Raw genomic sequence first — 21,776 nt, 5'->3', positions numbered from 1 at the left:
TTTGAATTAAAAGCACTTTATGTAGTTTGTGGTGCTGAAGCTACATTCAGGTGGATGCTTGGTTTATGCCAAAAATACAACGAATATGCCTATATCTTGACTTGCACCTACAAAATGCCTACATTTTGCTTTCAATCACCTAAGCAAAGTGCTTTATATGCGCCGTTTTTAGTGATTGAGATACATTATCTCGCGATATATTCAGCTTGCTGCTTGAGTGCTTTTAAATTCAATTTTTTTGTCAGATAAAAAATTGAAATAGATGTTTTTTAATAAATGTCTGATTGTCAGTCGAGTAAAAAAACGTCGTATTCCAAAAATGGTGGGGTTTAAAAACCCACTTCATAAGTCCGGAGAGAGAGTCATGTCAAAGCGCTTTAAGTTAGTCCGTCCATTATTGCTGGCCGCTATGTTGTCTTCAACATTTGCTCATGCCGCAGATGCAACTAAGGTTGAATTCTGGACATTTAACGTTACTAAGTTTGCTCCATACTGGAACGATGCTGTTCAGCGCTTCAATAAAGCAAATCCAGAGCTGGAAGCCGTTTGGGTTGATATGAACTGGGATCAGATTCAGCCTAAGCTGATTTCTGCAATTGCTGCGGGTAATCCTCCGGCGCTGGTTAACTTTAATACGCCATGGACGCATGAATTTGCTCAGAAAGATTTGCTGCAACCACTGGATGCACTGATCGGCAAAAACAAAGCAGAATACCAGGCTGGCGCTTTGCAAGATCTGACCGTTAACGGCAAGATCTATGGCTATCCTTTCTACAATGCCGCATCGGTTATTGCTTATAACAAAGAATTGTTGGCAAAGAGCGGCATTAAATCAAATCCAAAAAACTTTGCAGAATTTGTAGCCACTGCCCGCACCATTACGGCTAAAACCGGCGTGGCTGCATTCTCGCCTAAGCTGGCAACAAAGAGCGGCGACGGCGGCATGATCCCTTGGTTCCAATACATGGGCCTGCCAATTTTTGCTAATGGTAAAGCTGTATTTAACAGCCCTAAGCACATCAAGGCAGTTGAAACATTTGCCGATATGTACAAGAAAGGTGTGTTGCCAAAAGATAGCTTCCGTCTTGAATTTGAGCAAGAAATTGCGGGTTACAGCGCAGGTAAACTTGCGATGATGACAACTGCACCTACCGCATTAGGCAAACTGGCTGACAGCAGTAAAGTAGCTTACGAAAAAACAGCTATTATGGCTTTCCCTCAGGACGAAGGTAAATTGGTACTGGGTTCCTGGCTGATGTCTTTTGTACAGCCTAAGGGTTACAAAAACCCGGAAGCTGCTGCAAAACTGGGCTTGTTCCTGACCAACAGCGAGCAGCAATTAGGCTTCTCTAAAGCGACTGGTACAACCTTCCCGTCTGCCCGTAAAGCAGCTGAAAGCGACTTCTTCTCCTCAGGTGCAGAGGGTGGCGATCCGGTAGCTGTTGCACGTGCAACTGTTGCTAAATCGATGGGTGCTGCACGTACGCTGACCTTGCCAGCAGCACTGATGCCAGATGCAACAACAATGAGCAAAGAGTTTAATGACGAAGTGCAAGCTGCGATTGAAGGCCGTAAGTCAGCAAAAGCGGCTTTGGATGCAGCGGCTAAAAAATGGAATGATCGTATTGCAGCAAAGTAATTTAATAAAGTTTTCCCTGTAGTTTTCCTCTGCCGGGTAATCGGCATTTTATTCCCCTGCCCCGGCAGGGGAATTTTTTTTATATATTGTTTTTGTCTAAGGTGGCTTGTTTAAATTCTGGAATAAAATATTTAATGAAGTGCTTTTTTTGCCACTAAAAAAAGAAAATGTAGTCTGGGAACGAATACCAACAAAATCTTGTGTTTTTCATGCCAATTGATTGACGGCACCTATAAAACACCTATACTACACCCATGAACACCCACAACAAGAGGTTGAAAAATGCGTGCTAGTTTAAAAGGTCTGCTGCTTGCCCTGTTCTGTACCAATGCCCTTGCGGCCGTGGATCATACCGTAGGGCCAAATGGTGAAACACCAACGTCTTACACTCAGGTAAAACTGGCCGCTCAGGATGTGGCACAGCTGAAGGGCAAGGATTACAAAGCCGCGATTCTGATGCATACCACGTCGGATTTTTCGATTGCTTTGATTGCGGGTGCTAAAAAGGTTTTTGATGAATTGGGAATTAAAGTTGTCGCTGTTACCGATGCAGAAATGGATCCTAAAAAACAGCGCACTGATCTTGAAACCGTTCTGGCGCTGAAACCCAATATTATTATTTCACTGGTAATTGATCCCGTTTCAGGCGCTGTGGCGTTTAAGCAAGCGACTCAGCAGGGTGTGAAGCTGGTGTTTATCAGCAATGCACCACAAGGCTTTAAGGCGGGTAAAGATTACGCAGGCATTGTGACTGACGATTTGTTCGGCATGGGCAAGGCCGCTGCTGAGCTGATGGCAGACAGCATTGGCAGCAAGGGCGATGTGGCCGTGATGCATCATGCGGCCAATTACTATGTCACCAATCAGCGTGACAGCGCAGTGAAGGCGGTGCTGGCGCGTTATCCAAATATCAAAGTGGTAGCCGATAAAGGCATTGCCAATCCAAATGACGGCGAAGTGATTGCTTCGGCGATTCTGACGCAAAACCCATCTGTAAAAGCCATTTACGCACCATGGGACGCGATTGCCGAAGGCGTGACTGCGGCAGTACGCACCGCAGGCCGCAAAGACGTCAAAGTGATCACTATGGATCTGGGCGCGGCCAATGCGCTGGATATGGTAAAGGGCGGCAATGTGGCAGGGATTGTGAGCGATCTGCCTTACGATATGGGTAAAACCCTGGCCACCATGGGCGCAATGTCCCTGATCAATAAACCTACTCCCGCTTTTGTGACCGTTGACGCCATCAAGGTGACTTCAGGCAATCTGGCAGCGCAGTGGAATAAAGCATTATTCCGTCAGCCACCTGATGCCGTTGTGAAAGCGCTGGCAGCAAAAAAATAATACAGAGCGGCTGATACAAACCTTGATTATCTAAATACAGAGCGGACGGTTTACAGCAGGTGGTGTGCTGTGAGTACGCTCTGTGTTTCAAAGGTTTTTGTGCAGCCTTGTAAGACGGGTAAAACCCGCCAGGCAACAGGGATTTCATCTCAATGAATGAAGCTGCAATTCAAGCACGAGGGCTGACTAAAGCGTTTGATGGCAATGCTGTATTGAAAGGCATTGATTTCACCCTCAGGCAGGGTGAGGTGCATGCGATAGTTGGCCAGAACGGTGCAGGTAAATCAACGCTGATGAAGTTGCTTAATGGTTATTATCAGCGCGATGCGGGCGAGCTGTCTTTGTTTGGTCAGCCGGTTGATTTCCAGTCTCCGCGGGATGCACGGGAGGCCGGAATCGTGATGGTTTATCAGGATCTGAGCCTGGTTGCGACCATGAGCGTGGCCGAAAATATCTTTATGGGCAATTGGCTGGGCAGGGGCGGCCTGGTTGATCACCGCGCCATGGAGCAGGCCACACTGGCGGTGCTGGAAAAAATGGGCATTGCTCTGGACCCATGGCAGAGCGTGGGCGAGCTGACGATGGGGCAGCAGCAGTTTATCGAAATTGCCAAAGCCATTTCGCAAAACGCCAGGGTTTTGATTCTGGATGAGCCTACCGCGTCTTTATCCGATAAAGAAATTGAAAAGCTGTTTGCCGTGGTGAACACGCTGAAGTCGCAAGGCGTTTCGATTATCTATATCACTCATTATTTGCGCGATATTTTTAAGATTTGTGATTCGGTCAGCGTGCTGCGTGATGGCTTTCTGGTACGCAGCAGTCCGGTGATCACCACCAATATCGAAGAATTAGTTGCTGATATGCTGGGCCACCATCGTAATGCCAATGAAAACTGGCAGCGCGTAGCCGTGGATACGGAGCAAACACCGCTGCTGGAGCTGCGTAATGTAGTGACTTCGGTACTGGAAGACGTGTCTTTCAAAGTGTATCCGGGGCAGGTAGTTGGCCTGGCTGGTTTGCTTGGCAGTGGCCGTACCGAGATCTTAGAAGCGATTTTTGGCCTTGATGCCATCGAATCCGGGCAGATTTTACTCTCTGGTCAGAGCGTGAAAATTAAAAATCCGAAAGATGCGATTAAGCTGGGTATTAACCTTGTGCCAGAAGACAGGCGCAGCCAGGGCTTGGTTTTAGATTTTAGTGTTGCTGACAATATGCTAATGTCTTTGTTTGATAAATTGTCGTCTCCCTTACTGCTGGATGAGGGGCGAGGCAGGGAATTAGTCGAAAGCCTGATCAAACGTCTGCATATTAAAACCAGCGGGCCGGATCAGGTGGTGAGATTTTTATCAGGTGGTAATCAGCAAAAAGTAGTCATTGGCAAATGTATGAGTACCAATGCGCGTGTCATGCTGCTGGATGATCCTACTTTTGGTATTGATCTGAGCTCCAAGTACGAAATAATGCGCATCGTGAACGAATACGCGGCGCAGGGTAATGCCGTGATTTTTGTGTCCAGCGAATACAGCGAAATCGCCAGCTTTTGCGACAGCACATATATCGTGAATAAAGGACGGATTGCCGGGCTGATTCAAGAAGGCCAGACAGAAGAGCGTTTGCTGGCTGCGGTGCAGTAGGGATCAGGGGTATAGGCACTCAGGCGACAGGATCAAAGAGCATGGCGCACCCGAAGCGCAGTGCTCATGCGAAAAGAAAATCTAATTCCTAAATCTAAGAGGGATGGTATGGACATCACGGCAAATAAAGCAGACGCAGCAGTTGTGCCTGCCCGCCAGACAGACTGGAAAAGCTCGGTTATTTATCTGGTTTTCATCGGTATTTTTATATTTTTCTCAATTACCCTGCACGACAAAGGCTTTTTAGAAGCGGGTAATCTCATGAATATTGCCCGCCAGACCGCCATGATTTCCATCATGGCCGTGGGCATGACGTTTGTTTTATCTGCCGCAGAGATTGATTTGTCTTTTGGCGCAATTGTGGCGCTGTCTGCTGTAACCGCAGCCATGCTGATGCCTTATGGCATGGGCTGGGCGGTGCTGGGAGCCTTACTTGCAGGCTCTTTGTGTGGGCTGATTAATGGCTTGTTTGTAGCCAAAGTCGGTATTCCATCCTTTCTGGTGACGCTCGGTATGGCGGGGATTATCACAGGGGTGACACGCTGGATTACCGCCCTGCAATCGATTCCGGTCGAGAATGAAACCTTTGTGTTTGTGTTTGGCTCTGGTGATATTGGCCCGGTTTCGGTGCTGTTTATCTGGATGGTGCTGATTGCCGTGCTGGGCCATGTTTTATTGCGCCGCACTGCTTTTGGTAAAGAAGTGCTGGCCAGCGGCGGCAATAAAATCGCCGCGATGTATTCTGGGATTAACGTTAACCGGATCAAGTTGTATGTACTGGTATTAAACGCTGCACTGGCTGCATTGGCTGGCATTTTATACGCAGGCCGCCTGCAAAGTGCCCGCTACACCCTGGGTGAAAATGACCTGATGATGGTGGTGGCTGCGGTGATTATTGGCGGCACCAGCCTGTTTGGCGGCAAGGGCACGGTAATGGGCTCCATTATCGGCGCGCTGATTATGGGCATGGTGAATAACGGGCTGGTGCTGATGGGCCTGAATGTGGATCAGCAAATGATTTTCCGTGGCCTGATTATCATCTTCGCCGTGACGCTGACCATGGGCAATTTACGCAAGAAAAAGCGCTGATCAAACTTCAAAAAGGTCTGCAGAAACAGAGATAAGGGAAGAACACAGAGCACACAATTGAGAGCTAATGCTTGTGTGTTTTTCTCCGTGTTCTTTGTGCGCCCGGCGTTCTCTGTATCTGCACATCTTTCTTCCAGACTTACCTGTTTCCTTATTGACTTCAGGCCGCGTTTTACATGGCCTGTGGCCCCTTATTGCTTAAAAATGGAGTTTTAGTATGTTTGAATCGTTTCGCAGCCAGGCTGCACAAAAAATAAGCGGCTGGTCTTTGGAAGAAAAAGTGGGGCAATTGTTTATTCTGGCCTTCCCTGGCAAAGATGCCGAAGCAGCCCGCCCTTTGATCGAGCGCTACAACTTAGGCGGCTGTTATCTGAGCCAGGACAATGCTGCTACTTTTTCCGAGGCACGTCAGCTCACCCAGGCCATGGCCGCCATTGTGAATCAGCGGGCAGACGCCGTACCTATGCTCTTGGGCGTGGATCAGGAAGGTGCATGGAGTGTGCTTACTCCTGAATCAACAACAGGGCCGGGCAATCTGGCCTTGGGCAGTGCTGATAATCCAGCCCTCAGTGCGCAAATGTATAGCGTATTTGGTATCGAAATGCGCTCGGCCGGGTTTAATTGCGTGCTTGGCCCATGTGCCGACGTTAATTTGAAACCTAATTCACCGATTATTGATACCCGTGCCTTTGGTGAAGTGCCAGCCCAAGTGGCAGTACAAGTGGGGGCGGCGGTGCATGGCGCTCACGATGGCGGAATTGTCGTTTGCGCCAAGCATTTCCCCGGCCATGGTGACACTACGGGCGACACCCACCGTGAAATCCCTGTGGTGGATAAATCGCTGGCTACGTTGCTGGTGGAAGATCTTGCCCCGTTTAAAGCCGCGATTGATGCGCGGGTAGAGCTGATGATGACCTCGCATATTTGCTACCCGCAGATCGATCCGGTTTATCCGGCAACTTTATCGAGGGCTATTTTGCAGGATGTCTTGCGTGAGAAGCTGGGCTTCAAAGGCATTGTGATTTCCGACAGCATGAATATGGGCGCGATTCGCCGTAATTTCCCGCCGGTAGAGGCCGCCATTATTGCGTTTAAAGCCGGTATCGACATGATGATGCTCTCTGAAGAGCACTACGATCACAACGATAACTACCTTGAAAACCAGCTGGCCATGATTGGTGCCATTGTCAGCGCGGTGGAAGACGGCCGTATGCCGGAAGCCGAGCTGAATCAGATTGTAGAGCGCGTTGTGGCCTTTAAGCTGGCGCGTCTGGTGGGTATGCCGCTGTTCCGTGAGTTTAATCCGGTGGCCAATCGCAAGGTTGAGCAGGCTGCTGCCAAATCTGCCGTACAAATTCTGGCCGACCCTGCACGTAATCTGCCGGTTCAGGCGGATAAACACGTATTTGTTGTGCAAACCACGCCATTGGCCGATTACGCCAATCTGGTGAATCCGCGCGGTATTGGCCCAAATCAGGCAACGCCCGCTTTTGATTATTTTGCTGCAGAAATCAGCACCCTCCTGCCAGAAGAGAGGCTGAGTATTCTGGATTACACCGGGGCCAAAGCATGGCTTGCTGAGGTGAACGTAGCGGCGGATCAGCTGGTTCTGGCTGTCATCGAAAACTACCCGCTGCCTGGTGAAGATTTTAAGCAAGCGGCATCAACAGCACTGGTAGCGGAACTTGCCGCTAAATTTGGCACGCAATTGGTGGTGATCGGTTTACGTAATGCCTATGAACCTGTGCCTGAACTGGCTGGCCATGTTTGCGCTTACGGCAGCCGTGAATGCAGCGCGCGGGCTGCGGCGCAGGTTTGCCTGACTGTTTGATTCAGTGATGCCATTCCCGCGCAGATCCGGCTTTTTTATGCTGGATTAAAGCAAAGGGCTGCGGGAATGGCTGATTGACGAGTGCGGCTTTGGTTTGATTTTTTATTTTTTATAAAAGGAGGTGCAGAAATTAAATAGACCTGGTTTTGGATTTGCGTATTAGATTTTTCAAAAAATATAAAGAATTTGCTTTTTAAACGGCATTTATCCTGAATAATTGAGAGAGACGAATGAAAAATTCAATGAAACACCGCTTAACCATTTTAGCTGGTTTATTAGTTTCTATGCCTATGGCTGCGATTGCCGCACCTGCAGCAACTAAGGGATCCTTTCAGGATTTCCTTGATAATATGCGTGCTTTTGAATCCGGTATTGATCCGGCTAAAGCCGATTTTTATAAACAGAATTTTAATTCCCCGATTCTGCGCTATGCCAAAGTTGTTACTCCAGGCGTGCCGGTGCGTGATCCGTCTACCGGTAGTTTGATTATTGAGCCTACAACAGTTAATCAGTACTTTACTAAGCTGGGCCTTAATACTATTTACAATCCAAATGCAGCAGATCAGGCTGCCATGTTTAAAACAATGCAATACAGCTCGCTGAATGCATGGGGTTTTATTGGTTATCAGCTTGGCGAAGCATTAATGATTGATACCGGTTATTACTCACCGGTGAAATATGTTTCAGCGACAGAAAATCTGGATAAATTCTATATTTTCGCGCCTGATTCAACATGGGCTAACGGTGTTACTGAAGCCACAATTGAAATTCCTGGTTCTGGCGGTAATAAAGTACGTGGTACACATAATAATCGTTGGGAAGGCACTTTCTCTGGCCGTAATGGCGTGAACAGCTTTGCTGATTTAAAAAATCCAGCCAAGCAAGAGTATGTGATTCGTGATGCCATGCGCTTTAACTATGGCGTGATGTCAGAAAAGCTGGCCGCTGCCAATATCACCTGGGCACAGGCCCTGGCTAAATCCTGGCCAGGTAAAGATGAAAACGGCAATCCAATTACCATTAAAGCCACTATGTCCGGTTTATTGGCTGCAGCTCACTTAGGCGGTGCATGGGGGGCGGCTGATTTATTGATCACCAATAAAGTAGCCTGCGATGAGCAAGGTACTTGCGTAACAACATATATCGATAAATTTGGTAATTACGATACGCAAATTGATACGCCAAACGATGACACCATTAGTGGCGGCCCGCTGGATGAGGTTTTATCTGCAGGGCAGGGTAATGACACGGTTTATACCGGTGGCGGCAAAAACACGATTTATCTGAGCCAGTTCCCTGGCGGCACAACCACAGTAAAAGATTTTGTGGTGGGTAAAGATAAAATTGTATTACGCAACTGGACAGGCTCTAACCCGCTGGCTTCTTTAGCGGTAACAGATAGCGCAGGTGGTGCATTGCTGCAGTTTGCCGGGCAGTCTGTTTTGCTTGAAAAAGTTTCCGCTGCCGCTGTAAAGGCTAATCCATCAGCCGTGATTGTTGTTTCTGCCGTGTACAAGCTGGCATGGTCTGGTAAGCAAACCGCAACTGGTTTTAATCCGGCTCTGGATCAGATTCAGGGTACTGCTGGCCTTGGCTTTAAGCACCTGAAAATATTCCAGGACAACGGCAGCTTGTTTATTGGTACACAAGCAGCTGACGGTGGCATTTATTCATGGATCGAATTGCCGGGTGTAACCGCTGCACAAGTATCCTCAGATATGTTCAGCAATATGAGCGGCAGCTATTCTGCGCTGGAGTACACCGTGCTGCTGAACCCAACCACATGGGGCTGGGGCAAGGCAAAAAGCGTGGATTACTTTAAAGCCGCCAATACAACGGTGAATTTAGCTGCATTTGCTTACAACTTTAGCGCGTTAGCATTAAAGCAAGAGGGGGCTGATGTGGTGCTGACCTTAAACCCGGCTTCTAATGGCGGGGATACGAAGGCGCTGCGTTTACTCAATACGAAAATCTCTGATTTGTCGGCCAAGAATTTCTACGGTGTGACCGGCAATTACAGCGATATGAAGATTGATGATCCATCAACTGCAGTTTACTTCCCGGTAACGGCTTCGGCTGGCACTGGCGGTGTGATTGCACCATCTGGCGTGGTGCAAGTGCGTGAAAAAACCAATCAGGTTTTCACTATCACACCGAATACTGGCTACAAAATTAAGAGCATTACTGTAGATGGTGCAGCACAAGCCATCAGCAGTTCATTTACCCTGGTAAATGTGACTGGTCCACGCAGTGTTGCAGTTAGTTTTGAAGCTGGCAGCTCAAATACTTGCGCTGCAGCTGCATGGTCTGCAACTCAGGTTTACGCATCGCCAACCAAGGTTTCACATAAAGGCTTTGAGTACACCAATAAATGGTGGACACAAGGCAATGAGCCAGGCACAAACGATGTATGGACTAAAGGCGCTGCTTGCCAATAAACATGCAGCTTTGCATGGTTTTTAAGCCGTTTTGATTACAAAGCCCTGCCATCTGGCAGGGCTTTGTTTTTTATGCATGCTGACAGAGCGTTTCACTGTCTCTCTCGCCGCTAATGGACATTCTTTCCAAATTAGCTAACACAGATAAACTGGCGGTTTCCATTTCAGAAACGGCTGCAATTGCATTTTGCGAATCACCGCTGAAATAGGCGCGTAAAGCGTTCAATGCTGCGCTGTGTACTTTCATGTGGGGTGTTTCAATTTCGCGGTAACCATTGAGCTTAGAAAAGCACTCCTTGCCTTCGCCATCGTAATACCATTTACCCAGGCGGCAGGATGTATGGCTGGAAAACTGGCTTTCATCTTCATTGGAAAGCCCAAACAGCACTTTATAAACCCGGAATTTAAAAATAATATGATCTACCTTGGCCAGCTCGCAAAAACCTCTTAGGGCAGATGCGGCGCTGCTTTGTTCCATATTGTTCGATATTTGCATCAAGGTTTGCATTGTTTTGGATGCGCTTTGCCCATTCTGACTAAAGCTTGCTGATTGTTGGGCTAAATTGCTCATTTTTGTACGGCTGTCGCCACTGTCGCTGCGAATCTGCTCAACCAGAATCGTAATATCATTGGTGGCATTGGCGGTGCGTTCGGCTAGTTTTCTGACTTCATCTGCTACAACAGCAAAGCCGCGGCCTTGTTCCCCGGCGCGGGCTGCTTCAATGGCTGCATTGAGCGCCAGCAGATTGGTTTGTTCGGCAATTTCTTTAATCATTCTTACAATGCCGCCAACCTCTTGTGCCCGAGCATCAAGCCGGCCAATCTGATCTGCTGCGCTGTTGGATGATGTAGCGAGCTGAGCCAGGCTTTCGGCAATCTGATCAATTTCCTGGCTGCTTTGGGACGACACGCGTTTTGCATTAGCCGCATTTTCTTTTTCATTTCGCATGGCACTGGCGAGTACAGCGAGCGAGGTTTGGTTGGCAACCAGGGATTCGGAGAAGCTTGAAAGATTTGTAATTAAATCAGTCAGAATCTGAGCTTTTGTTTCGCATGCAATGGCTTTTTGTTCAGCTTGAGCCGCTCTTAGATTGGCATTTTCCAGCGCCCTGGTTTTTTCCTCCAGAGCGGTTTGAAGCTGGGCGATTTCAGCAAGATGCTGATGATTATTGCGATCAAAAAATCCCATGTGAGCTCCGAAAAACCAAAAGGTTAATCATTTATTGTTGATATCTATAGCTGATAAATTGAATTGTTTTTAAAAAATAACGCTTATTTATTCAGCTTCAATTATTATTAATTTTTTTGCATTGTTTACTTAAAAAGAAAATGATTGTTGCGTGTTTTTTTCTGATGTCAGACTGACAAACTAATTAAATAATTTCGCAAATTAATCCCTTTGTTGGTAATGCCCAGTTTGCTTCTTAAGCTGTTTCTGTGATTTTCAACAGTCTTGGAGGCAACGCTTAAGCTTTGGGCAATTTCCTTGGTCGACATGCCTACTTTAATAAATTTGGCGACTTGCACTTCAGAAGGCGTAAGCAGGGCATAGAGGCTGGTATCAATATCGCCATTATCATTTACGGCGGAAGACACAATACCTTCGATTAAATCGAGGCACATAATTAAAATCGGATCAGAAATAGTGGCTTTTACCTGTCTGATTTGTGGCAGATGCTGGTTACGGATACGCTCTAAAACTTCATCAATTTCGCCGCTGTTTTGCCACTCTCTGAATTCGGTCAGTGTTTCTGTCAGGCTATAGAATTTGGCAAAATCGGAGTTAGGATTATGTGCGTCGTTTTCTTCTTCTAAAGAACCGACTTCGATATGCCAAAGTGTTTGATTAACGCGGAATAAATGCAGTTTTAAATCGCGGTTATAAAATTTCCAGCCATCGGCGCCACTGACCGAGGTTTTAATCAGTGCTTTAATCGCCGCCAGATTATCCTGCCCAATCAGAAAGCTAAAATGATCCAGCTGGGTGGCGGTTTCGTGCGAAGGGTAATTGTGATCCAGAATCTCGCCCGAGCTGAAAAAGCTAATCACAAAAATATTGCGATAGGCGAGTACATATTGAAATGAGCTGATTTTCATTTCAAGTTGTTCAATTAATTGTTTAGTCTGGTCAGTGGTCATTCTTTAGCTTGAAAGTGATTAAGGCTTAGGGCATTGGTGTGATTCATTTTAGCTTAGCTGTTGTGGGATGGGGGGATTGAATGTTGCGTTGCGGGGGGATGGCTTGAGTTTTTGTGTGGTGGGCTGTATTTCATCAGCGTCGGGTAAATCGAAAAGATCTTTTTAGTGCCTTCGGCACGTTGATTTTGGTGCGGCATCCCCGCGGGGGACTCCCTTTCTTGAACGGCCAAGAAAGGAAGCAAAGAAGGCCGCCCCACGAAACACGAAAGCCCCTGCGCTGCGGACAATCGAGTCGGCGGCGGGTGAGACTCGCTCGTGCCTCGCTGCCTCTGGCCGAAACCCCGCCCCGCTTGTTCCTCGCTACGGCGTGTTTCAAGGGGATATTGAAGCCCTGTGCTATGAGTGGTGATTAAAATTCAGATTATTCATTTTGAAACTACTTAAAACCAAAGAAAAGGACTTCATTTAAAGTCCTCTTTTCTCCGTGTTTCAAGATTTGGGTTTTCAGCTTCAAGCTGCGGCGGGCTTTTCGCCGTAGCTTGTTCACTTATCAATCCTTCAGACGATATTCCGCCGATCGGGCATGGGCGGTGAGGCCTTCACCGTGGGCCAGGGTGCTGGCGATGCGGCCTAGTTTTTGGCTGCCGGCTTCTGAAACCTGAATAATGCTGGTGCGTTTTTGGAAGTCGTAAACACCCAGCGGGCTGGCAAAACGGGCGGTGCGGGCGGTGGGGAGTACGTGATTTGGCCCGGCACAATAATCGCCTAAAGATTCGCTGGTGAACTTGCCCATAAAGATCGCACCCGCGTGACGCAGCTCAGCCAGGCAGACTTCTGGGGTAGCGATAGATAATTCCAGATGTTCCGGCGCAATATAATTGGCAATTTTGCAGGCTTCGTGCAAATCTTTTACCGTGATTAAAGCACCGCGGCCGGTGAGGGACGCGCGAATAATGTCCTGGCGCGGCATAGTGGGGAGAAGTTTCTCGATGCTGGCGGCGACTTGCTGAATAAAATCTTCATCCGGGCAAAGCAGAATGGCTTGGGCGATTTCATCGTGTTCGGCCTGGCTGAATAAATCCATCGCAATCCAATCCGGGTCGGTTGTGCCATCGCAAATCACTAAAATCTCTGACGGGCCCGCCACCATATCAATGCCAACCACACCAAATACACGGCGCTTGGCCGCGGCCACATAGGCGTTGCCGGGGCCGGTGATTTTATCTACAGCGGGCACAGTTTCGGTACCAAAAGCCAGCGCGCCCACTGCCTGCGCGCCGCCAATACAGAAGGCACGGCTGACACCGGCCACGAAGGCCGCGGCCAGCACCAGATCGTTTCGCTCGCCACGCGGTGTGGGCACTACCATGATGATTTCGGCTACACCGGCCACATGGGCGGGAATGGCATTCATTAATACAGAGGATGGATAGCTGGCCTTGCCGCCCGGCACGTAAATCCCCACTCTGTCGAGCGCTGTTACCTGCTGGCCCAGCACCGTGCCGTCTTCATCGGTGTATTGCCAGGAAGCCATTTTCTGGTGTTCGTGATATTTGCGCACCCGCTCTGCTGCGGCGACTAAGGCATCCCTCTGCACATCAGGCAGGCGCTCAAAAGCGGCTTTCAGCTCGGCCTGGCTCAGCTCCAGCCCGGCCATGGTTTGCGCTGCTACGCCATCAAAGCGCTGGGTGTATTCCACCACAGCCGCATCGCCACGTGCTTTTACATCGTCAAGAATGGCCGCAACCCTGCTATCTACATCCGGATCTTGCGAGGTTTCGAAAGCCAGCAGGGCGGCGAGTTGGGATTGGAAATCAGCAGAACGAGAATCAAGGCGACGCAACATGGCTTAGTCCAGAAAAATTTTCGTGCTTCGATTATACCCAACTGCACTTCTGCGTCAGAAAATCATCTGCATGGCTTATTGCCTTGATTTGCCGGTTATTTATTCCCAGCTAAACAGCACATCCGCCCGATCTTTACTGGCTTCAATCAGCCTTGCATTTGGGCCATCGGTGGTACGCACCCACTCGATAGCGGCGGCTTCGCTACGGCCAAATTGCATATGGCGCTGGATCAGGCGGGATTCTCTCAGGGCATGGCTGACGTCTACATACCAGGTTTCATCGAGCAGGCTGGGTAAGCTGGCCCAGTGGCCGCTATCCAGCAGCAGGTAATTACCTTCCACAATGATGAGCTGGTGTTCAGGCTGCACGGGAATGGCGTTGGCGATGGGCTCTTCGATTTCACGGCGAAATTCGGGGGCGTAGATGGTTTCGCTTGCAGGCTGGATTTTCAGCCGCTGAATCAGTGCTGCAAAACCTGCGCTGTCAAAGGTATCTTCTGCGCCTTTTCTGGCTGCTTTGCCCTGGCGGGCTAATTCGTTATTGGCCAGATGATAGCCATCCATAGGTACGACGATGCTTTGCTCTGGATAAAGCTGCTGAATCTCTTGAGCCAGTGTGGATTTGCCAGAGCCGGGCGGGCCGGCGATGCCGAGCAGTTTGCGCTGGCCACTGGCCAACAGGGCGTCGATTCTGGCCTGATAGCGGGGCTGGATCATTGTGCTTTTTTTCCGGCGGTAGGATTAAAACTAACACAGGCCCCAGCCGCTATCAATGCGGCTGGGGCCTGTGTAGTTTGAGTGTTAGTAAGGGCTTACATCATTCCCATCGCTCTTGGCAGCCAGAGTGAAATCGCAGGGACATAGGTAATCAGCAGCAAAAAGCCCAGCATGGTGAGCAGCCATGGCCAGACGGCCACGGTCAGCTCGGTAATCCCCATCTTGGTAATGCCGGATGCCACGTAAAGATTCAGCCCCACGGGTGGGTGGCACATGCCGACTTCCATATTTACGGTGATCAGAATCCCGAAGTGAATCGGATCAATCCCCAGCTTAACCGCTACCGGGAAGAGGATAGGGGCCATGATCAGGATGATGGACGATGGCTCCATCACATTGCCTGCCAAGAGCAGCAGAATATTCACCGCCAGCAAGAAGGTAATCGGGCCAAGGCCCATGCTCAGCAGCCAGTCTGCCATAGCCTGTGGAATGCCTTCATTGGTCATCACAAACGAGAACAGCACGGCATTGGTGATGATGTAGAGCAGCATGGCGCTCATGCTGGCCGAATCGAGCAGCACTTTAGGCACGCGGCTGAGTGGTAAATCGCGGTAAACAAAAACGGCGATGATAAAAGCGTACACGGCGGCAATGGCAGCGGCTTCAGTTGGGGTAAACACGCCGGTGTAAATCCCGCCCAGCACCAGCACGATCAGCATCAGCCCCCACACCGAGCGGCGAAATGCACCCCAGCGCTCGCCCGCTGTGGCCTTGGGCATGCGGGGATAACCAAATTTGCGTGCGCGCCACCAGGTGGTCAGCCCCAGAAAAAACGCCAGCATCAGGCCAGGAATCACCCCTGCCATAAATAGCGCACCCACCGAGGTATTGGTGGCCACCGAGAACATCACCATCGCAATGGATGGCGGAATCAGAATCCCCAAAGCGCCTGCTGTCGTAATCACTCCCGCACCAAACTGACGTGGAAACCCCTGCTTAATCATGGCGGGCAAGAGGATGGAACCAATCGCCACCACAGTAGCCGGGCTGGAGCCGGAAACGGCAGCAAAAAGTGCGCATGCCAGCACGCCAGCCAGGCCCAGGCCACCGTGAAAGTGGCCAACCATGCTGGTGGCAAAGTCGATCATGCGGCGGGCTACCCCGCCGTGGGTTAAGAAATTACCGGCCAGAATAAAAAAGGGAATGGCCATAATTTCAAACTTTTCTATCCCCGTGAATAATTTAAGTGCCACCGATTCGATAGGCACATTGGTCATGGTGAATAAAAAGGTAAGTACGGTCAGCCCCAGCGCAATAGATATGGGCATGCCGGTGGCCATCAGCGCCAGCAGCAGACAGAATACAACGGCTTTTTTGCCGCCAACGATGGCGATAATGGCTAAAGAACCAAATAGCAGGGCGGGTATTTTGATTGACCAGTGCGCTTCTGGTGCCGGAATGGTGCTCATGCTGGTTTTCCTTCTTCTTCTTCTTCTTCTAAGCCTTCAACGTGCGCTACGTCATGATGAGGCAGCTCGCCGGTACGCATAAAGGTGGCTGCTACTTGTAAAAACCGGAAACACATCAGGCTGGTGCCAAGGGGAATGGCGCTGTACACCATCCATGTTGGCCATTCCAGATCAGGCGTGGTCGGGCCTTCGTAGAGATTGCCCACGGTCATTCCCAAAGCGTGGGTAAAGGCATAGTGCGCGCCATTTCCCCAAACAAATTGCGAGCCAAGCACGGCCACAATGCCGGTAAACAGTGCGCCAGCAAGCAGGCCCAGCATCACAAAGGTGGCGCGATATTTTGGCTCCAGCCGGTTAATCATCACATCCACACCCACGTGAATACCGGTGCGCACCCCATAGGCCGCGCCAAATTTAGCCATCCATACAAATAAAATAATGCACAGCTCCTGAGCCCATGAGAGGTTGATGCTGAGCAGCCAGTTTTGGATGATGGGCAGATGGGCTCCGGAGGCGTAGCGATGGAGCACGGCGATAAAAATCACCAGCGTCGCCACTGCCATCAGCGAGGCAATCAGCCACTCTTCCAGGTGATCGAGTATTTTCATGAAAGTCTCCGAAGGGACGGTGGTTTTGTTTTAAGAGGGGCTTGTGGCCCCTCGTAGGGCGGGTGGACGCCGCGGTTTTTATTTGATTGCTAAGTAAGGTCAAAAAAGTCTTTTTAGTGCCTTCGGCACGTTGATTTAGGTGCGGGAATCCCCCGCAGGGGACTCCCTTTCTTGAACGGCCAAGAAAGGAAGCAAAGAAGGCGACCCCGCGAAACACGAAAGCCCCTCATCTGCGGACAGCGGCGGCTGCGGAACTCGCTCGCAAGCTCGCTCAAACAGTCCTCGCCGAAATCCCGCCCGCTTGTTCCTCGCCTCGGCGTGTTTCAAGGGGGGGCTCTTAAGCCCCATTCGCAGAGCGTGGTTATTGCTTGTCTATTTGTTTGCAAATGCAAACCACTTTGCGTTGAGCCCCCTTAAGTCAATTTACTCAACCGGCTTAAAAGCGGTCTCTTTATAAATCTCGGTCAGCAAGTCCTGACCAAAGCGGGAGGACATTTTTTGGTGGACGGGGATGAGGGCTTTGCGAAAGGCTGCGCGCTCGGCGGTGGTTGGGGTGTAGATGGTGGTTTTGCCGCTGGCTTTGATGGCGGCCAGAGCTTTGTCGGTTTCTTGTTTGGCAATCTGGTTGGCGTAATTGGATGAGTCATTCATTGCCGTAGTGAGCGTGGCGCGAATGTCGGCAGGCAGGCCTTCCCAGAAGGTTTTGTTGACGATCACTGCATAGCCAAGGAAGCCGTGGTTGGTCAGTGTCAGGTGTTTTTGCACTTCAAAGGCTTTGCTGGTGTAAAGATTCGATGGCTCCAGCTCGGTGCCGTCTACTACGCCGGTTTGCAGTGCCTGGTAAACCTCAGAAAATGCCATCACCTGTGGCAGGGCACCCACGGCACGCATTTCTTCGTCCAGTACTTTGGAGGATTGAATGCGCACTTTCATGCCGCGCAGATCGTCTGGCGTGCGGATGGGTTTGTTGCTCGAGAAGTTTTTAAAGCCATTTTCCCAGAAGCCCAGTGCTTTAATGCCCTTGGTTTCCAGCTTGGTAAACAGTTTGGCGCCAATCGGGCCTTTCATGACCTTATCGACTTCGGCGTAGCTGTCAAAAATATAAGGCAGATCGAAAATCTCGAATTCTTTCACACCCAGCGGGCCAAATTTAGCCAGGCTGGGGGCCAGCATTTGTACTGCGCCCAATTGCAGCGCTTCCATTTCTTCTTTGTCTTTGTACAGCTGGCTGTTTGGATAAACTTCTACCTTAACCCGGCCTTTGGTGCGCTCTTCGGCGATTTTTTTGAAGTAATCAGCAGCTTTGCCCTTGGGGGTATCAACGGCAACAACGTGGCTGAACTTGATCACGATCGGCGCTTCGGCCGCGAAGGAAGAAGTGACAGTAAGAGCCAGAATGGCCGTTAGTAAAGTACGCATTACAATCTCCAAAGCTGTTGAATGTATAGATGATTGTTGATCAGTCAGAATGCGCTTTCAATTGTGGTTGTCACGACTGTGGTAAACCACAGTAAGTCTGAAATTGCGCTGTGCTAACATTGGAGCATGCGTTTGCTTACTACTCTTTCACTTCGCCTGAGTACTCACCCCTGGTTTCTGCCCAGGGTGGCACTGGTCTTGTTTTTGGCCACGGTATTAGGGTTATTTGCCTATTTGCGCCATGGCGAGCGTGAAGAAGCACGGCTGGTGCTGATTAATGATGTGCTGTGGGTAGAGCAGAATTTGCGTTTTGTGCTGGGGCAATCTGAAGAGCGCCTGGCCGCGCTCCTGGAGCAATCCCGTGATGGCAGCTTAAGCGAGGCCGAGTTTCGAAGCCGTGCGCGTTTAATTATTGGCGCAAATGCGGCGATTACCGGCATTCAGCTGCGTACTAAAAACCAGAGCTTTAGCTATGGTCAGCATTTATCGGCAGAAGTGACCCGTGAGCCGATTGCTTTGGCGCAGGGGATAGGGCGGCCAAGTTATACCTTGCCGCTTTATCCCAAGGGAATGATTGCGCTGATTTTGGCCGAGCATGATTTAGAGCTGGTGGCATCCATTGCGCTGCACAAGCTGTTGGAGCAGCAGGTGCCGTGGTGGTTTGCCTACAAATACCGGCTGGAGATGATTGATGCGGATGGCAGGGAAGTCGCCAGTAAATCCAAAATCGAGGCAGACGAAACTAATCTCAGCTATCAGCTTCCTTTCGATTTAGTCAGCAGTGGCTTGCTGCTGCGCATCACGGCTTACCGTCATCCAACCGGGCTTGTACAAAAACTGCTGATTGCCAGTGTGCTGGGGCTGGCCTTAATTGTGCTGTTCAGCTGGTGGCGTTTGCGCCGCCAGATGCAGGCGCGATTACTGGCAGAAAACGCGCTCAGGGAAGAGCACGCATTTCGCACCGCCATGGAAGACTCGCTTTCGGTAGGGATGCGCGCCCGCGATATGGATGGCCGCATTGTCTATGTAAATCCAGCCTTTTGCGGCATGGTGGGCTATAGCGCCGAAGAGCTGATAGGTGCGCTGCCGCCTTATCCTTACTGGAATCCGGAAGATATTGCCGGGCATCAGGCGCAAAACGAGATCGTGCTCAGTGGCCGTGCGCCGCATGATGGGTTTGAATCAATGGTGCGGCACCGGGATGGCCATCTGGTTGCCACCCGCGTTTACACCACGCCTTTGATTGATGCCACTGGCAAGCAGCGAGGCTGGATGAGCTCAGTGGTGGATATCACGGCCTTAAAAGCAGCTGAAGCAAGGGAGCGCGAGCAGGAGGAAATGCTGCGTCACACCGGCAAGCTGATCACCATGGGAGAAATGGCGTCCACTCTGGCGCATGAGTTAAACCAGCCTTTGATGGCGATGAGCAATTACGCCAGCGCAGCCCGCCAGTTTGCCAATCAGAATAACCACGAGTTGCTGGATTCAACGCTCAGCAAAATTGCTGGTCAGGCACACCGTGCCGCCGCCGTGGTGAAACGTATCCGCGAATTTGTACAAAAACGCACGCCTCATTGCGCGCCTTGCGATATCAATCATATTGCCAGTAATGCTTTTGAGCTGATTGATGCCAGTGCACGCAGCCAGGGAGTGCGTTTACATTTTAATTTGGGAGCCACACTGCCTCTGATTGCGGCGGATGAAGTTTTGCTGGGGCAAGTGGTCCTGAATTTGCTGCGAAACGCGCTGGATGCCAGCAGTGAGCAACCACAAAGCCGTCGTGATGTGTGGCTGGCTACCTATTGCGACGAAACGACAGTGTATTTATCCGTCTGTGATCGTGGTTCAGGCATTGCACCTGAAGTGGCTAGCCGGATGTTCGATGCGTTTTTTACCACCAAATCGCTGGGAATGGGCATTGGGCTGAATATTTGTCGTTCTATTTTAGAGCAGCATCGTGGCAAACTATGGTTTGAAGCCCACCCACAGGGCGGCACCTATTTTTATATGAGCCTTCCACGATGAAAACAGTTTATTTGGTTGACGATGATATTGCCGTGAGAGATTCACTTGGCCTGTTATTGCTTTCCCATGGCTATACCGTGCATGCCTTTGAGGGGGGCGAAGAATTTCTAGCCGCCATCGATGCCGGCAGCGAAGGCGTGGTGCTGCTCGATGTGCGTATGCCGGGCTTGAGCGGGCCGGAAGTATTCAGGCAGATGTACGAGCTGGGCAGCGAGCTGATTGTGCTGTTCTTATCTGGGCACGGTGATATTCCGATGGCGGTGCAGGCGATTCAGCAGGGCGCTTTTGATTTTTTAGAAAAGCCATGCAGTGAAAAGAAATTGCTGGAGCGGGTTAATGATGCATTGGAGGTGGCTATTGGCCGCCATTCTGTGCGCGGTAATCAGCAGTTATTAGAAAAACGCCTTGCCTCGATTACACCCCGCGAGCGCGAGGTGATGGATTGGATTTTACAGGGCAAGCTCAACAAGCAAATTGCCGACGAAATGCAAATCGCCATCCGCACGGTAGAAGTCCACCGCGCCAATGTCTTTGCCAAAATGGGCGTGCGCTCGGCGCTGGATTTATCACAGTTGTTGCTGGGGCATTGATAAGGTGAGGATGTATAAAGCAAAAAATCCAGCGAAAATCGCTGGATTTTTTGCTTGGTGAGGAGGATTAAGCGCTCACTGCTTTGCGGCGGCGTGCAGCAAATAAACCCACTAAACCTAAGCCCATCAAGGCATAGGTCTCTGGTTCTGGAACAGGTGAGACATTTGCTTTTAATGTGTTTAAAGCAAAAATCCAGTTTTCGCTGCCATTAGTATTGTTGTTAAAACGTAAGTCAGTAATGCCAGCGGATGCAAGGGAGAATGAGCCTCCTCCTCCCACATTGCCGGTTTCCAGCACAGAGCCTAAAGCATCATAGGCAGTATAAAAGGTAGCTCCACGACCCGTACTTGGATTTCCATAATTATTGAAAGTGAAGTTCACCAGATTAGCCAGCCCGGTAAACTTTAACTCCAAAATTGAGCCGGTTGGATAATTGCCAACTGTGCTATTGGTCAGCCCGCCATGATTAATGACCGCAGCACCCGATGGGCCTGGGCCACCAAGCACGGCAAAAGTAACGCCATCAATTTGATTTGAGATTTGAGTGCCTGCAGCATAGCTATTAAAGTCGACATCGATCACTGCTGCAAACGAGCTGGATGAGAAGACGATTGCGCTGGCGAAAAGAATTGAATGAGTAATGGTTTTAAGCTTCATGAATAGCTATCCCTGCTTATATTGTTGATCAAAAAAAGCACTGAAATTAGTGCAAGTCCCAATATTTCCTACATAAAACGGCTTTATACAGGCAAGACAAATATACATGAGGCTTTCTTTTTTCTGTTTTTGGCAGTCAGAAAATAAGAGTTTAATGCTATTCTTATTGCATATAAAAGGGGGAAATACACGAGGAAAAGCTATGAGATACACCGATTTTAAGTAGTTTGATTTTTGCTATCTCTTTGTTTTTTTACAACAAGTACTTAAAACTTCAATTGAATTTCTGAGCGCATTCATAAAAATTCACCTTGTTTTAAGCGGTAAAAA

Annotated in this window: 16 protein-coding genes and 1 pseudogene; 8 read left to right on the top strand and 9 right to left on the bottom strand. The window is 49.6% G+C overall.

The genetic code is table 11. The features are described 5' to 3' along the window. The first annotated feature begins 364 nt into the window (after nt 1-364). The 6 genes from HA050_RS15110 (at nt 365) to HA050_RS15085 (ending at nt 9,975) form a co-directional block, all read left to right on the top strand. Entirely contained in the window at nt 365-1,639 is a 1,275-nt protein-coding gene (locus HA050_RS15110; RefSeq protein ID WP_240929083.1) for an ABC transporter substrate-binding protein, read from the top strand. 282 nt (nt 1,640-1,921) lie between these two features. Next, complete coding sequence (locus HA050_RS15105) at nt 1,922-2,983, top strand: substrate-binding domain-containing protein (RefSeq protein ID WP_166827821.1); 1,062 nt, start codon at nt 1,922-1,924, stop codon at nt 2,981-2,983. Between the two features lie 152 nt (nt 2,984-3,135). Next, nucleotides 3,136-4,617 carry a sugar ABC transporter ATP-binding protein gene (locus HA050_RS15100; RefSeq protein ID WP_166827818.1) on the top strand — a complete coding sequence of 494 codons (1,482 nt, stop codon included), beginning with the start codon at nt 3,136-3,138 and terminating at the stop codon, nt 4,615-4,617. Nucleotides 4,618-4,725: 108 nt separating this feature from the next. Further along, the gene (locus tag HA050_RS15095) at nt 4,726-5,706 is read left to right on the top strand and encodes an ABC transporter permease (RefSeq protein WP_166827815.1); all 981 of its coding nucleotides are present in this window, start codon (nt 4,726-4,728) and stop codon (nt 5,704-5,706) included. Nucleotides 5,707-5,923: 217 nt separating this feature from the next. Continuing rightward, nucleotides 5,924-7,537 carry a glycoside hydrolase family 3 protein gene (locus HA050_RS15090; protein ID WP_166827812.1) on the top strand — a complete coding sequence of 538 codons (1,614 nt, stop codon included), beginning with the start codon at nt 5,924-5,926 and terminating at the stop codon, nt 7,535-7,537. A 242-nt stretch (nt 7,538-7,779) separates the two neighbouring features. Then, complete coding sequence (locus HA050_RS15085; RefSeq protein WP_205836451.1) at nt 7,780-9,975, top strand: carbohydrate-binding protein; 2,196 nt, start codon at nt 7,780-7,782, stop codon at nt 9,973-9,975. Between the two features lie 70 nt (nt 9,976-10,045). On the opposite strand, the gene HA050_RS22665 is transcribed toward HA050_RS15085, so the two are convergent. From HA050_RS22665 to HA050_RS15050, 8 genes and pseudogenes are all read right to left on the bottom strand, one after another. Further along, the gene (locus HA050_RS22665) at nt 10,046-10,453 is read right to left on the bottom strand and encodes a CZB domain-containing protein (RefSeq protein WP_439898220.1); all 408 of its coding nucleotides are present in this window, start codon (nt 10,451-10,453) and stop codon (nt 10,046-10,048) included. A 60-nt stretch (nt 10,454-10,513) separates the two neighbouring features. After that, nucleotides 10,514-10,924: pseudogene (locus tag HA050_RS22660) on the bottom strand (methyl-accepting chemotaxis protein); the annotation flags it as partial. A gap of 407 nt (nt 10,925-11,331) precedes the next feature. Then, a complete protein-coding gene (locus HA050_RS15075) occupies nt 11,332-12,114 on the bottom strand; it encodes a response regulator transcription factor (protein ID WP_166827804.1) in 783 nt (260 codons plus the stop codon). Nucleotides 12,115-12,664: 550 nt separating this feature from the next. Further along, the gene (gene hisD, locus HA050_RS15070; RefSeq protein WP_439898219.1) at nt 12,665-13,960 is read right to left on the bottom strand and encodes a histidinol dehydrogenase; all 1,296 of its coding nucleotides are present in this window, start codon (nt 13,958-13,960) and stop codon (nt 12,665-12,667) included. Nucleotides 13,961-14,059: 99 nt separating this feature from the next. Then, nucleotides 14,060-14,677: a nucleoside/nucleotide kinase family protein gene (locus tag HA050_RS15065; protein WP_166827801.1), complete on the bottom strand. Its 618-nt coding sequence runs from the start codon at nt 14,675-14,677 to the stop codon at nt 14,060-14,062. Between the two features lie 95 nt (nt 14,678-14,772). Further along, a complete protein-coding gene (locus tag HA050_RS15060; protein WP_166827799.1) occupies nt 14,773-16,146 on the bottom strand; it encodes a TRAP transporter large permease in 1,374 nt (457 codons plus the stop codon). Beyond that, nucleotides 16,143-16,754 (bottom strand): TRAP transporter small permease, encoded by a 612-nt coding sequence (locus HA050_RS15055; protein ID WP_166827796.1) that lies wholly within the window; start codon nt 16,752-16,754, stop codon nt 16,143-16,145. Before HA050_RS15055 ends, HA050_RS15060 begins: the two co-directional genes overlap by 4 nt. A gap of 423 nt (nt 16,755-17,177) precedes the next feature. After that, on the bottom strand, nt 17,178-18,173 hold the full coding sequence (locus tag HA050_RS15050; RefSeq protein ID WP_166827793.1) for a TRAP transporter substrate-binding protein: 996 nt from the start codon (nt 18,171-18,173) through the stop codon (nt 17,178-17,180). A gap of 132 nt (nt 18,174-18,305) precedes the next feature. Between HA050_RS15050 and HA050_RS15045 the strand changes: the two genes are divergently transcribed. After that, on the top strand, nt 18,306-20,198 hold the full coding sequence (locus tag HA050_RS15045) for a PAS domain S-box protein (RefSeq protein WP_166827790.1): 1,893 nt from the start codon (nt 18,306-18,308) through the stop codon (nt 20,196-20,198). Further along, a complete protein-coding gene (locus HA050_RS15040) occupies nt 20,195-20,788 on the top strand; it encodes a response regulator transcription factor (protein WP_166827787.1) in 594 nt (197 codons plus the stop codon). The genes HA050_RS15045 and HA050_RS15040 overlap by 4 nt, the downstream gene beginning before the upstream one ends. 67 nt (nt 20,789-20,855) lie before the next feature. Here HA050_RS15040 and HA050_RS15035 read toward each other — a convergent pair whose 3' ends face one another. Continuing rightward, a complete protein-coding gene (locus HA050_RS15035) occupies nt 20,856-21,446 on the bottom strand; it encodes a PEP-CTERM sorting domain-containing protein (RefSeq protein ID WP_166827784.1) in 591 nt (196 codons plus the stop codon). Nucleotides 21,447-21,776 lie beyond the last annotated feature (330 nt).

It is taken from the genome of Iodobacter violaceini (assembly GCF_011601265.1).
In the GTDB taxonomy this organism is placed as follows: domain Bacteria; phylum Pseudomonadota; class Gammaproteobacteria; order Burkholderiales; family Chitinibacteraceae; genus Iodobacter; species Iodobacter violaceini.
This window is presented reverse-complemented; position numbering and strand designations above follow the sequence as displayed.